This window comes from Microbispora corallina (genome assembly GCF_016863035.1).
Classification (GTDB): Bacteria; Actinomycetota; Actinomycetes; order Streptosporangiales; family Streptosporangiaceae; genus Microbispora; species Microbispora corallina.
In genome coordinates this window covers 202,927-216,597 of sequence record NZ_BOOC01000022.1, presented here as the reverse complement: position 1 = coordinate 216,597, position 13,671 = coordinate 202,927, and the positions used below count along the sequence as shown (strand labels likewise).

The following is a 13,671-nucleotide window of genomic DNA, read 5'->3' as shown; positions in this document are numbered from 1 at the left end:
CCGTCTTGCCGGACACCACCCACGCCACCGGCACCCCTGCATCTGGCCGCTCGGTGGGCTCCCGCACGCCGTCCACCGGGTCGGGGGCTTGTTCGACGATGACGTGGGCGTTGGTGCCGCTGATGCCGAACGACGACACCCCCGCCCGGCGGGGCCGGCCGGTGTCGGGCCAGGGCACCGGCTCGGTGAGCAGCGCGAGCCCGCCCGCCGCCCAGTCGACGTGGGGGGACGGCCGGTCGGCATGCAGGGTCTTCGGCAGGACGCCGTGCCGCATGGCCAGCACCATCTTCATCACCCCGCCCACTCCCGCGGCGGCCTGGGCGTGGCCGATGTTCGACTTGAGCGAGCCCAGCCACACCGGCCGGCCCTCCGGCCGGTCCCTGCCGTACGTCGCCAGCAGCGCCTGGGCCTCGATGGGGTCGCCCAGCGCGGTGCCGGTGCCGTGCGCCTCCACCGCGTCCACCTCGCCCGCGCTGAGCCCCGCGTCGTCGAGCGCCTGCCGGATGACGCGCTGCTGCGACAGACCGTTCGGCGCGGTCAGGCCGTTGGAGGCCCCGTCCTGGTTGACGGCGGTGCCGCGAATCAGGGCCAGGACGCGGTGGCCGTTTTTGCGGGCGTCCGACAGGCGTTCGACCAGCAGGAGGCCGACGCCTTCGGCCCAGCCGGTGCCGTCCGCCGAGGAGGAGAACGCCTTGCACCGCCCGTCCGGCGCCAGGCCGCCCTGCCGCGAGAACTCGGTGAACATGCCGGGGCTCGACATCACGGTCGCCCCGCCCGCGAGAGCCAGGTCCGACTCGCCCGACCGCAGCGACCGGACGGCCAGGTGCAGCGCCACCAGCGACGACGAGCAGGCGGTGTCCACCGTGACGGCCGGGCCCTCCAGGCCGAAGGTGTAGGCGATCCGGCCGGAGGCCACGCTCGTGGCCGTCCCGGTCAGCGCGTAGCCCTCCGCACCCTGCGCCGTCTCGTGCAGACGCGGCCCGTAGTCCTGTGGCATCAGGCCGACGAACACGCCGGTCCGGCTCCCCGCGAGGGAGCCGGGCACCACGCCGGCCTGCTCGAACGCCTCCCAGGCGACCTCCAGCAGCAGCCGTTGCTGGGGGTCCATCGCCGCCGCCTCGCGGGGGCTGATGCCGAAGAACTCGGCGTCGAACCGGTCGGCGTCGTGCAGGAAGCCGCCTTCCCGCGTCGTCGACGTCCCGGAGCGTTCGGCGTGGGGGTCGTACAACGCCTCCACGTCCCAGCCGCGGTTGGCGGGGAAGGCCGCGATGGCGTCCGTCCCGCCGATGACCAGGTCCCACAGCTTCTCGGGGGTGTCTGCCCCGCCGGGCCACCGTCCCGCCATCGCGACCACGGCGATCGGCTCATCCGTCCCCGTGGCCGTCCGTACGGCCGCGGGGGCGGCGGGCGGCTCGCCGGTCGCCAGGGCGTGCAGGTGCCGGGCGAGCGCGAGGGGCGAGGGGTGGTCGTAGGTGACGGTCGCCGGGACGGACAGGCCGGTGGCGGCCGTCAGCGCGTCGCGCAACTCCACCGCGCCCAGCGAGTCGAGGCCGAGGTCCCGGAACGTCAGGTCGGCGGCCACGCCTCCCGCGTCCGCGTGCCCGAGGACCCCGGCCGTCACCGCGACCACCAGGCGGAGCAGCCTCTCCGGGTCCTTCGTCTCTGGATCTCCCGTTTTCTGGGCGGCCTCGGCGGCGGGCGGCGTCTCGGTGACCGCCGGGTGGGGGGCGGTGGGCTGCCGTTCGGCGTCGTCCCCGGCCGGTAGGTCGAGCCAGTGGCGATCGCGCTGGAAGGGGTAGGTGGGCAGGGGGACCCGTCGTGCGCCGGGCCGGACGGCGGGGGTCCAGTCGACCGGCACTCCGGTGACGTGGGCCTGCGCCAGCGACCGGAGGAACTGGGCGGGCCCCCCGTTGTCCCGCCGCAGGGTCCCGGTCACCACGCTCCCGGTCGTCGCGTCGCCGCCGGCCAGGTCGAGGATCCGGCGGACGCCGGCGGCGAGGATCGGGTGAGGGCTCGCCTCGACGAACACGTCGTGCCCGTCGCGCACGGCCGCCTGGACGGCCCGTTCGAACTCGACCGTGTGGCGGAGATTGCGGTACCAGTAGTCGGCGTCGAGCGCGGCGGTGTCGGCCAGGTCACCGGTGAGGCTGGAGTAGAAGGCCACGCCGGTGCTCCGGCCGGTGTACGGGGCGAGGTCGGCCAGCAGCCGCTCCCGTACGGCCTCCGCGTGGGCGGAGTGCGACGCGTAGTCGATGGCGACCCGCCGGACGTCGACGCCCTCCGCGCGGTAGCCGGCCACGAACGCGTCGAGTGCCTCCGCGTCGCCGGACACCACGGTGGCCTCGGGCGCGTTGACCCCCCCGATCTCCAGCCGTCCCGCGTACCGGCCGAGGCGCTCGGCGACGTCGGACCGCGGCCGGGGGACCGAGGCCATGCCGCCCCGCCCGGAGATCGCGGCGATCGCCCTGCTGCGCAGCACGACGAGCGCGGCGGCGTCCTCGAGGGACAGCGCGCCCGCGACGTGGGCCGCCGCGATCTCGCCCTGTGAGTGCCCGATGACGGCGTCCGGACGGACCCCGAACGACTCCCACAGACGGGCGAGGGCGACCATGACGGCGAACAACGCGGGCTGGACCACGTCCACGCGCTCGAACGAGGGCGCTCCGGGACGGCCCCACAGCACGTCCTGTGGCGAGTAGTCCACGTGCGGACGCAGGGCCTCGGCCGCGGCGGCCAGGTGCCCGGCGAAGACGGGGGAGGACGCGGCCAGATCGCGTCCCATGCCGGCCCACTGGCCGCCCTGCCCGGGGAAGACGAAGACCGTCCCGCCGCCCTCCGGCGGGCGGCGGACGCGCCCCTGGACGGCGCCCGCCGCTGGATCGCCGGCGGCGAACGCCCGCAGCCGTTCCCGCAGGTCCCCGCCGTTCCTCCCCACGATCACAGCCCGATGGCCGAACGACGTACGACCGGTCGCGAGCGTGTACGCGACATCGCCCAGGTCGCCGGACTCGCCCCCGTCGCCGGCCTCGCCCACGACGCCGGCGTCCCCGGCCAGGGCCGGGGCGGCCGCCAGCCGCCCCGCCTGCTCGCGCAGGGCCACCTCGTCGCGGGCCGACAGCACCAGCGGCACCGTCACCTCCGGCAGCTGCGGGGCTGTGTCGTCACGCGCCGCGGAGAGCACCGGCTGTGGGGCTGTGTCGTCAGGCGCCGCGGAGAGCACCGGCTGTGGGGTTGCGTCGTCAGGCGCGGAGTGCGCCCCCGGTAGCGTCCCCGGCGCCGTTCCCGCCGGCGCGTCCGCCCGGCTGGACCCTCCGTCCACCCGGCGGGCGCCGCGCGAGGGCGGCTCGGCGAGGACGACGTGGCAGTTGACGCCGCCCACCCCGAACGAGCTGACCCCGGCGACGAGCGGCGCGCCGGGCCGCGGCCAGGGGCCGAGCTCGGTGGCCACGCGCAGGTTCAGAGCCGCGAGGTCGATGTCCGGGTTCGGCGTCGCGAAGTTGAGGCTCGGCGCGACCTCCCGATGGTGGATGCTCAGCACGGCTTTGAGCAGCCCCACGATCCCGGCCGCGCCCTCCAGATGGCCGACGTTCGTCTTCGCCGAGCCCACGACGAGGGGCGACCCGGCGGGCCTGGCCGAGCCGAGGGCCGCCCCGAGCGCGGCCGCCTCGATCGGATCCCCCACCCTGGTGCCCGTGCCGTGCAGTTCGACCACCTGCACGGCGGCGGGGTCCACCCCGGCCCGGCGGACGGCGAGCCGGACGACCTCCTCCTGCGCGGCGGCGCCGGGCACGGTGAGGGCGCCGGTCGCGCCGTCGTTGTTGACCGCGCTGCCCAGGACGACGGCGTACACGTGGTCGCCGTCGGACAGCGCGCGCTCCAGCGGCTTCAGCACGACGACGCCGCCGCCCTCGCCCCGCGCGTACCCGTTGGCCCGGGCGTCGAAGGTGAAGCAGCGGCCGTCGGGGGACAGTCCGCCGAACCGTTCGGCGGTCACCGTGCTCTCCGGGGCGAGGTTCAGGTTGACCCCGCCCGCGAGCGCGGCCGACGCCTCGCCCGACCGGAGGCTCTCGCAGGCCAGGTGCACCGCGACGAGGGCGGACGACTGCGCGGTGTCCACGGTCAGGCTCGGCCCCCGCAGGTCCAGCGTGAACGAGACGCGGTTGGCGAGGATGCCCCGGGTGAGGCCCGTGAGCGTGTGGCGGGTGATGGCGGCCTCGCCGTGCCGGGCGGCCAGAGTGGCGTAGTCGGAGGCCATGGCGCCGAGGACGACGGCGGCCGGCGCCCCCGCGAGGTCGGCGGGGCGGATGGCGGCGTCCTCCAGCGCCTCCCAGGCGAGCTCCAGGGCGAGCCGCTGCTGGGGGTCCATGGCGGCGGCCTCCTTCGGCGAGATCCCGAAGAAGGCGGCGTCGAACCGGTCGACCTGCTCCAGGAACCCCGCCCGGAGCCCGCCCGGCGGCGGTCCGGCCGCTCTTCGGCTGTCCGGCGGCGCTGCGACGGCCTCGCGCCCCTCGCGCAGCAGCCCCCAGAAGTCACGTGGGCTGGGCGCGCCGGGCAGCCGGCACGCCAGGCCGATCACCGCGATCGGGCCGCCGTCCGCCCCGGCCGGCGGGGCCGGCGCCGTCGTTCCGTCTGCTGCCATCGCACCGTCCGCCTCGTGTCGTCCAGCGCCGTCTCCGGCGCGTCCGTCTCGCCGTCGTTTTCCCGGCCGGTCATGGGTCGTGAATTCCGCCGCGGGAGCCCGTGGCGCGATCACCCCGATATCGGCGTACGGCCGTGCGTCGGCGATGTCCGCTCGCGCGGGGAATTGCTCGGGCGCCGCGCCGTACGAAAGTCGCGGGAAATGGCGAGGGCGCCGTGACGGGGTTCAACCGCACGTCATAGCGGTGTTCCCCGATCCCCGCGCCGACGCCCGAACCCCGGGACAATGACCGGCTCACCCGATCGACATTCGCATGAATTTCGTGAAAGAGTCAACTGTGACGTGAATCACGAGCGTTCCGGGCCTTTTCATAAGCATTTCTTTTCCGGCACTCATTGGAAATCGTAATTGGACCCGGCGGGACCGCCCTGCCTACGGTGCGAGGAAAGCGTTCGACCGAACCCGCGAGCAGTGAGGGGTAGTCCATGACCGTTGTCGCGGCGGTGGCGGCCGGGACCGGGGCCGATCTCCGTGAGCCCTCCGCACGGCTCGCCCGCCTGCTCGACCCCGGGTCCGCGGCGCCGCTGCATCCCGCGGACGGGAGTGGCGTGCTCGCCGTGACGGGCAGGATCGACGGCGCGCCTGTGGTCGCCTTCTGCACGGACGCCACCGTCATGGGCGGCGCCCTCGGCCTGGCCGGTGCCCGTCACATCGTCGCGGCGGTGGACGAGGCCCTCCGGCGCGGCTCCCCGGTCATCGGTGTGTGGCACTGCGGCGGCGCCCGGCTCGCGGACGGCGTCGAGTCGATGCACGGCGCCGGACTGGTCTTCGCCGCGAACATCCGCGCCTCGGGCCGGGTGCCGCAGATCTCCGTCATCGTCGGCCCGGCCGCCGGCGCCGCGGCGTACGGGCCCGCCCTGACCGACCTGATCGTCATGTCCGAGAACGGCCGCGTGTTCGTCACCGGCCCCGACGTCGTCCGCAGCGTGACCGGCGAGGACATCGACATGGAAGGGCTCGGCGGCGGCGGCGCCCACGGCCGCAGATCCGGGGTCGTCCACGTCGTGGCGGCGGGAGAGGACGACGCGTACCGGCGGACCCGCGAGCTCGCCGCGCTCCTCGGCGTCCGCGGACGCTTCGACCCGGACGCCCTCGCCGACGACCGCGACCCGGCGGCCCTGCTGCCGGAGTCGCCGCGCCGCGCCTACGACATCCGCCCCCTCGTCCGCGAGATCCTCGACGCCGGCGGTCCGGGGTTCGTGGAGATCCAGGCCGGATGGGCGCCCAACGTGGTCGTCGGGCTGGGCCGCCTGGCCGGCCGCGCCGTCGGCGTCGTCGCCAACAACCCGCTGCGCAAGGGCGGCTGCCTCGACTCGCTGTCCGCCGAGAAGGCTGCCCGTTTTGTCCGGATGTGTGATGCGCACGGGCTGCCGCTTGTCGTGCTGACGGACGTCCCCGGCTACCTGCCCGGCGTCGACCAGGAATGGGGGGGAGTGGTCCGCCGGGGAGCGAAGCTGCTGCACGCGTTCGCCGAGGCGACCGTGCCGCGCGCGACGGTCGTGATCCGGAAGGCGTACGGCGGGGCCTACATCGCCATGAACTCCCGCTCGCTGGGGGCGACGGCCGTCTTCGCCTGGCCCGGAGCCGAGGTCGCCGTGATGGGGGCCGAGGCCGCCGTCGGCGTCCTCCACCGCCGTCGCCTGGCGGCCGCCCCGACCGACGAGGAACGGGAGCGGCTGCGCGCCGACCTGGTGCGCGAGCACGAACGGCTCTCGGGCGGGGTGCGCAGGGCATTGGACCTCGGGGTGGTGGACGAGGTGATCGAGCCGCGTACCACGCGGCGCCGCCTCGCCGAGGCCCTCGCCGCCGCCCCGGACCGGCGGGGGGTCCACAACAACATCCCCCTGTGACCGGTTTCCGGCCGGGATGGCCGGATCCGAGGGACAGGCGTCCCGAACGGCCGCGATGGATCTTCGCGCGGACGGACTTGGTGAGTGATGACCAAGCCGTTCGTGTCGAAGGAGGACCATCCCCATGTGGGCCGACCACGCTGATCTCCGTACCGGTGACGTATCGTGACCGCCGTCGCCGCGCCGCCGGCCCGGGAGGGCGGCCTCGCCCGTGAGGTGCTGACCGCGCTGGGGCTGGCCTGTGGGCCGGTCGTGGCCCTGGGCTTCACCCGCTTCGCCTACGCCCTGCTGCTGCCGCCCATGCACGAGCGGCTGCACTGGTCGTACGCGCAGGCGGGAGGCATGAACACGGCCAACGCCCTGGGCTACATCATCGGCGCCGCCGGCGCGGCCCTGCTGGCCCGGCGCCTCGGCAACCGGACCGCCTTCCTGTGGGCGCTGGCGCTCAGCGCCGTGGCCCTGCTGGCCACCGCGGCCACCGCCGTGTTCTGGGCGCTGCTCGCCTTCCGCTTCGCCGGAGGATTCACCACCGCGGTCGCGTTCGTCGTGGGCTCCGCCCTCGCCACCCGCGTCGCCACCGGCGCCGACCGGCGGCGCGCGGCTCTGCCGGTCGCCGTCTACATGGCGGGCGTGGGCGCCGGCGTGGTGATCGCGGGCGTCGTCGTCCCGGCCGCCCTGTCCGCCGGAGGCGACGCGGGCTGGCGGCTCGGCTGGCTGCTGATGGGCGTGGCCTCCGTCCTCGCCCTGCTCCCCGCCTGGCTCGGAGCCTGCCGGGTCCCCGAGCCGTCCGGACCCCACGCCGCCGTGCTCGCCGGCCACCAGGTGCGCCGTCTCGTGCCCACGTTCGTGTGGTACGTCCTGTTCGGGGCGGGCTACGTCAGCTACATGACCTTCGTGGTCGCCCTGCTCAGGGAGCGGGGGCTGGGCGCCTCGATGGTCGCCGTGTTCTTCGTCGTGCTCGGCGTCGCCTCCGCGGTCGCGACGCTGTCGGTGTGGGGCCACCTGGCCGGGCGGCTGAGGGGCGGCCGGGCGACCGCGCTCGTCGCCGGGCTCGTGTTCCTCGGCGTGCTCCCGGTGCTGCTCCTGCCCGCCCGCGCGGGCGCCGCGCTGCTGTCGGCCGTCGTGTTCGGCTCCGGGTTCATGGCCGGTCCGACCGCCGCCACCGTCATCGCCCGGCGGATGCTGCCGCAGAACGTCTGGACGGCCGGCATCGCCCTGCTGACCGTGGCCTTCTCGGTGGGGCAGGCCGTCGGGCCGCTCGTGTCCGGCCTGCTGTCCGACAGCGCAGGCGGCATCGCCCGCGGCCTGTGGCTGTCGGCCGTGCTGCTGGTCCTCGCCGCCGCCGCCGCGCTGTTCCAGCGCGAGCACTCCCCGGCCTGACACTCCGTACCTCTGAAAGGAAGTCCTCATGTTCACGAGCATCCTCGTCGCCGTCGACGCCTCCTCGCGGTCCGGCCGCATCCTCACGGAGGTGGAGGACCTCGCCCGGGCGACCGGCGCGGCCGTCCACGTCCTGCACGCCGACGAGAGCGAGGTCGTCTACGACCAGATGGTCGAGCTGGAGGACGGCGCCACCGCCGCGGCCACGGTCGACCAGGCCGTCGCCCGGCTGCGCGCCGCGGGCCTCACGGCGGACGGCGAGGTGGTCGAAGTGCTCCACGAGAACGTCCCGTACGCCGTCCTCGAACGCGCCCGTGCGCTGCGGGCCGACCTCGTCGTGCTCGGCCCCCGCCACCACGGCAGGATCGGCGCGCTGCTCGGCGGCAGCGTCACCCACGAGGTGAGCCTGCACACGCCGGTCTCGCTGCTGCTGGTGGTGTGAGGGCCGTGCCACCCGGCCGTCGGAGGGGCCGGCGGCCGTGCCGCAGACTGAACGCATGACCACCCGGAGGGGGCCGCGTCGCACCGTGGTCGTCGTCGTGTACGACGGCGTCCGGCTGCTGGACGTGACCGGCCCCCTGGAGGTGTTCACCGTGGCCGGCGAGCACGGCGCCGCGTACCGGACCCGCACGGCCTCGCCGGGCGGCCTGGACATCCGCACGAGCGGCGGCGTCCGGATCGGGGCCGACGTCGCCCTGGAGGACCTCGACGCCGCCGGGATCGACGTGCTGATCGTGCCGGGCAGCCCCGACGTGGCGACCGCCCGGGACGCGGAGCTTCTCGACCAGGTACGGCGGCTGTCGGCGGCCGCCGGGCGGACCGCGTCCGTGTGCGCCGGGGCCTTCGTCCTCGCGGAGGCCGGGCTGCTCGACGGGTGCCGGGCGGCCACCCACTGGGTGCTCGCCGAGCGGCTGGCCCGCGCGTTCCCCCGCGTGACCGTCGACCCGGACGCGATCTTCGTCAGGGACGGCCGGATCATCACGTCCGCGGGGGTGACCTCGGGCATCGACCTGGCCCTCGGCCTCGTCGAGGAGGACTACGGCGCCGACCTCGCGCGGACGGTCGCCCGGCACCTCGTCGTCTTCATGCAGCGGCCCGGCGGCCAGTCGCAGTTCAGCGTGCGCCTGCGGTCGGGCGGGACGCGCGACAGGACCGTGCGGCGGCTCCTCGACGCGGTGGCGGTCGACCCGGCCGCCGACCACGGGCTGTCCGCCATGGCGGCGCGCGCGGGGCTGAGCGTCCGCCAGCTCACCCGGCTCTTCCGCAGGGAGACCGGCACGACGCCGGCCAGGTACGTCGAGCTGGTCCGCGTGGAGACCGCCCGCGGCCTGCTGGAGTCGGCGGACGACCCGCTCGACGCGGTGGCGAGGAAGGCCGGGTTCGGCTCGCCGGAGACCATGCGCCGGGCGTTCGCCCGCGAGCTCGGGGTGCCGCCGGCCGTCTACCGGTCCCGGTTCCGCACGACGGGCGCCGGCCGGCCCGGCTCCTGAAAGCGGTTGCCGTCCTCGCGCGGGAGCGGCGTCGTCGTTTGACCTGCACAGTCAGAGAGCGCTCTCTGTGGCGGTTGACCGGGGCGGCCCGCCGGGTGACGATCTGGCGAAACACGGTCGTAACCGTCGCCCTGGTCGCCTCGAGAACGGACGTCCATGAGCACATCCCCCGCCCGCGTTCCCCGGCGCGCCCTCGCCGCGCTGGCCGGCCTGACCCTGCTGACCGGCGGAGCGGCCGCCGTCCCCGCCGCCGAGGCCGCCGAGGCCGGCGCGGCCCGTCCCGGCGCCGCGGCCGCCGCCCCAGGCGGGGACGCGGCCCCAGGCGGGGACGCCGCCCGTCCCGACCGGCAACCGGTCGTCGGAAGCCCCGACAAGGTGGGCGGCTGCGCCCGCATCGAGAAGCGGCTGCCCACCCTGCCCGACTGGCCGCGGGTGCGCAGCGAGATCGGGCGGAACCCGGCCGACGAGAAGCGCATCGCGACGATCGTCGCCGGGATGACGCTCGCCGAGAAGGTCGGCCAGATGACCCAGCCCGAGATCTCCGCGATCACCCCCGACGAGGTCCGGCAGTACGCCATCGGCTCGGTCCTGAACGGCGGCGGCTCCTGGCCCGGCCGCGACAAGCACGCCGCCCCCAAGGCCTGGCTCGACCTCGCCGACGCCTACTGGCAGGCGTCGGTCTCCACCCGCACGAAGATCCCGATCATCTGGGGCATCGACGCCGTGCACGGCAACAACAACGTGTACGGGGCCACGCTCTTCCCGCACAACATCGGCCTGGGCGCCGCCCACGACCCCTGCCTCGTCCGGGACGTCGGGGCGGCCACCGCCACCCAGATCAGGGCCACCGGGCAGGACTGGGCGTTCGCGCCCACCCTCGCGGTCGTGCGGGACGACCGGTGGGGCCGCACGTACGAGGGCTTCTCGGAGGACCCGCGCGTCACCCGGGCGTACGGCTACGAGATCGTCCGCGGCCTGCAGGGCGGTCACGGCCACAGGCTCGGCGGCGTGCTCGCCACGGCCAAGCACTTCATCGGCGACGGCGGCACGGCCAAGGGCCAGGACCAGGGGGTGAACCCCTCGTCCGAGGCCGACATGATCAACATCCACGGCCAGGGCTACTACGGCGCCCTGGCGGCCGGCGCCCAGACCGTGATGGCGTCGTTCAACAGCTGGACCAACCCCGACCTCGGCATCGAGGAGGGCAAGATCCATGGCAGTGAGAAGGCCCTCACCGAGATCCTCAAGCGGAAGATGGGCTTCGACGGGCTCGTCGTGTCCGACTGGAACGGCATCGGCCAGGTCGCCGGATGCACCAACGCGAGCTGCCCCCGGGCGATCAACGCGGGGATCGACGTCGTGATGGTGCCCAACGACTGGAAGGCGTTCATCGCCAACACGATCGCGCAGGTGCAGTCGGGCGACATCCCGATGTCCCGGATCGACGACGCGGTCACCCGCATCCTGCGGGTCAAGCTCCGGGCCGGGGTCTTCGACGAGCCGAAGCCGTCGGCCCGCGCGCACGCCGGGTCGGCCGACGCCCTGCAGGCCCGGGCGCTCGCACGCAGGGCCGTCCGGGAGTCGCAGGTCCTGCTCAAGAACAACGGCAGGGTCCTGCCGCTCGCACCGGGCTCCAAGGTCCTCGTCGTCGGCAAGAGCGCCGACAACCTGCAGAACCAGACCGGCGGCTGGAGCCTCAGCTGGCAGGGCACCGGCAACACCAACGCCGACTTCCCGGACGGCACCACGATCCTCGACGGCCTCAAGGAGGCGCTCGGCGCGGACCACGTGACGTTCAGCGAGAACGCCGACGGCGTCGACCCGTCCGCCTACGACGCGGTCGTCGCCGTGATCGGCGAGACGCCGTACGCCGAGGGCGTGGGCGACCTCGGGCGCAAGACGCTGGAGGCGGCCAAGCTCTACCCCGGCGACCTCGCCGTGCTCGACAAGGTCAGCGGCAAGGGCGCCCCTGTGGTCACCGTCTTCGTCTCCGGCCGCCCGCTCTACGTCAACAACGAGCTCAACCGGTCGGACGCGTTCGTCGCGGCCTGGCTGCCCGGCACCGAGGGCGGCGGGGTGGCCGACCTGCTCGTGCGCGGCAGGCGGAGCGGCGCCGGGTACACCGGCACGCTGTCCTACTCCTGGCCGCGGGGCGCCTGCCAGACGCCCCTGAACGTGGGCGACGAGGGCTACGACCCGCTGTTCCCCGCCGGGTACGGCCTGCGCTACGGCCAGACCGGGAAGGTCGGCACGCTCGACGAGACCTCGCCAGGGGCGGCGTGCGGCAGCACGGGCGGCGGCGGCACCGCCACCGAGGACCTGGAGATCTTCGACCGCCAGGACGTCCCGCCGTACAAGAGCTACATCGGCTCGGCGGAGAACTGGGGCGGCACCGAGATCGGGCCCGACGGCGCCGCCGCGCACTCGGAGATCACCGTCGAGCCCTCCGACGTCAACGTCCAGCAGGACGGGCTCAAGGCCACCTGGACGGGGACCGGGCCCGCGCAGATCTACATGCAGAACCCGGCGGGCGGCACCGATCTGCGGGGATACCTGAACGCCGACGCGGCGCTGGAGTTCGACACGATCGTGCACTCTCCGCCGGCCAACCGGACCGTGGTGAGCGTGCACTGCGTCTATCCCTGCTACGCCGAGGTGGTGGCGACCTCGCTGTTCCAGAGGATGCCGGCCGGCGTGAAGACCACCGTCAAGATCCCCATCTCCTGCTTCGCCGCCGGGGGCCTGGACCTTGAGGTGGTGAACACGCCCTTCCTCGTCTACACCGACGGCGCGTTCTCCGCGTCGTTCGCCAACGTCCGCTGGGTGCCGAAGGCCGCCACCGACCCCGACGCGCTGAGCTGCGCCGACCTCACCTAGGCGGCGCAGCGCACCCGCGCTGGCCCGGGTGGTCCGCGAAAACGGCCTCCCCGGGCCAGGGCGGCGTCCGCCCTCGCCGCGAGCCGGACGCACATCCCGTCACCTCCGCCGTCCGGGCCCCTCTGGCAAAAGTGATATCACTTTGCTAGATTGGCGATAGACATCGAGGAGGAGTCATGACAGACACGCACATCGCCGTCGACATGCCGACGCCGCGGATCGGCGAGCGGACGACCCGGGCGGTCTCCGGATGGCCGCTGCTGGCGGCGGCCCTGCTGGGCCTGCTGGCCTCGCCCGTGCTGATCGCCCTGGGCGGCGACGCCGCGGCCGGGGGCGACGACGGCAGGGGCGCCGTCCTGATCGTCGCGGGGCTGCTGCTCCTCCTGGGCGTGGTCGTGGTCTTCACCGGCCTGACCGCCGTCGCGCCCGGCGAGGCGCGGGTGGTGCAGCTGCTCGGCCGCTACGTCGGCACCGTGCGCGCCCCCGGCCTGCGCTTCGTGGTCCCCTTCACGAACAAGCGGCGTGTGTCGACCCGCATCCGCAACCACGAGACGGACGTGACCAAGGTCAACGACGCCGACGGCAACCCGATCGAGATGGCCGCCGTGGTGGTCTGGCAGGTCGAGGACACGGCGAAGGCCGTGTTCGAGGTGGACGACTTCGTGGAGTTCGTCGCCTTCCAGACGGAGACGGCCGTCCGCCACATCGCGGGCAGCTACCCGTACGACGGGCACGACGACACGCTCTCGCTGCGCGAGAACGCCGACGAGATCACCGGCCGCCTGTCGGCCGAGATCCAGGCCCGGGTGGCGTCCGCCGGGGTGAAGGTCATCGAGTCGCGCATCACCCGCCTGGCGTACGCGCCGGAGATCGCGCAGGCGATGCTGCGCCGCCAGCAGGCCGGCGCCGTCGTGGCGGCCCGCCAGCGGATCGTGGACGGCGCGGTCGGCATGGTCGAGGCCGCCCTGGCCCGTCTCGAGGCGAACGAGGTGATCGAGCTCGACGAGGAGCGCAGGGCCACGATGGTCAGCAACCTGCTCGTCGTCCTCTGCGGCGACCGCGACGTGCAGCCTGTGGTCAACACCGGCTCCCTGTACCAGTAGCCGTGGCGACCGAGCGAAAGAGCATCCTGCTCCGGCTCGACCCCGCCGTGCACGACGCGCTGGCCCGGTGGGCCGGCGACGAGCTGCGCAGCACCAACGCGCAGATCGAGTTCCTGCTCCGGCGGGCGCTGTCCGACGCGGGACGGCTCCCGGGCGGCGCCGGCCGCATCCCCCGGCGCGGCCGTCCGCCCAAGTCACCCGCCCCGGCCGAAGCTCCGGAGGGCGTCGCGCCGCCGGACGCCGGGGCCCCATCCGACGACGACTGAGAGAAG

8 protein-coding genes are annotated in these 13,671 nt (G+C 74.6%); 7 read left to right on the top strand and 1 reads right to left on the bottom strand.

Annotated features, from left to right (window positions below; all coding sequences use genetic code 11):
* The coding region (locus tag Mco01_RS22540) for a type I polyketide synthase (protein ID WP_204058869.1) at positions 1 to 4,639 on the bottom strand (4,639 nt) is incomplete at its 3' end.
* A gap of 485 nt (positions 4,640 to 5,124) precedes the next feature.
* Here Mco01_RS22540 and Mco01_RS22535 point away from each other — a divergent pair.
* From Mco01_RS22535 to Mco01_RS22505, 7 genes are all read left to right on the top strand, one after another.
* Positions 5,125 to 6,549, top strand: a complete 1,425-nt coding sequence (locus Mco01_RS22535) for an acyl-CoA carboxylase subunit beta (RefSeq protein ID WP_204058868.1) — start codon at positions 5,125 to 5,127, stop codon at positions 6,547 to 6,549.
* Between the two features lie 165 nt (positions 6,550 to 6,714).
* Entirely contained in the window at positions 6,715 to 7,929 is a 1,215-nt protein-coding gene (locus Mco01_RS22530) for a YbfB/YjiJ family MFS transporter (protein ID WP_204058867.1), read from the top strand.
* 28 nt (positions 7,930 to 7,957) lie between these two features.
* Entirely contained in the window at positions 7,958 to 8,371 is a 414-nt protein-coding gene (locus Mco01_RS22525; protein ID WP_204058866.1) for a universal stress protein, read from the top strand.
* 55 nt (positions 8,372 to 8,426) lie between these two features.
* Positions 8,427 to 9,419 carry a GlxA family transcriptional regulator gene (locus tag Mco01_RS22520; protein WP_204058865.1) on the top strand — a complete coding sequence of 331 codons (993 nt, stop codon included), beginning with the start codon at positions 8,427 to 8,429 and terminating at the stop codon, positions 9,417 to 9,419.
* Positions 9,420 to 9,575: 156 nt separating this feature from the next.
* Positions 9,576 to 12,296, top strand: a complete 2,721-nt coding sequence (locus Mco01_RS22515; RefSeq protein ID WP_204058864.1) for a glycoside hydrolase family 3 protein — start codon at positions 9,576 to 9,578, stop codon at positions 12,294 to 12,296.
* A gap of 176 nt (positions 12,297 to 12,472) precedes the next feature.
* Complete coding sequence (locus Mco01_RS22510) at positions 12,473 to 13,399, top strand: SPFH domain-containing protein (protein WP_204058863.1); 927 nt, start codon at positions 12,473 to 12,475, stop codon at positions 13,397 to 13,399.
* A 2-nt stretch (positions 13,400 to 13,401) separates the two neighbouring features.
* Positions 13,402 to 13,665 carry a type II toxin-antitoxin system antitoxin gene (locus Mco01_RS22505; RefSeq protein ID WP_204058862.1) on the top strand — a complete coding sequence of 88 codons (264 nt, stop codon included), beginning with the start codon at positions 13,402 to 13,404 and terminating at the stop codon, positions 13,663 to 13,665.
* Positions 13,666 to 13,671 lie beyond the last annotated feature (6 nt).

Coding starts and splice junctions, on each gene's coding strand:
- Mco01_RS22520 (WP_204058865.1), top strand. CDS start 8,427: ATGACCACCCGGAGGGGGCCGCGTCGCACCGTGGTCGTCGTCGTGTAC.
- Mco01_RS22535 (WP_204058868.1), top strand. CDS start 5,125: ATGACCGTTGTCGCGGCGGTGGCGGCCGGGACCGGGGCCGATCTCCGT.
- Mco01_RS22525 (WP_204058866.1), top strand. CDS start 7,958: ATGTTCACGAGCATCCTCGTCGCCGTCGACGCCTCCTCGCGGTCCGGC.
- Mco01_RS22515 (WP_204058864.1), top strand. CDS start 9,576: ATGAGCACATCCCCCGCCCGCGTTCCCCGGCGCGCCCTCGCCGCGCTG.
- Mco01_RS22510 (WP_204058863.1), top strand. CDS start 12,473: ATGACAGACACGCACATCGCCGTCGACATGCCGACGCCGCGGATCGGC.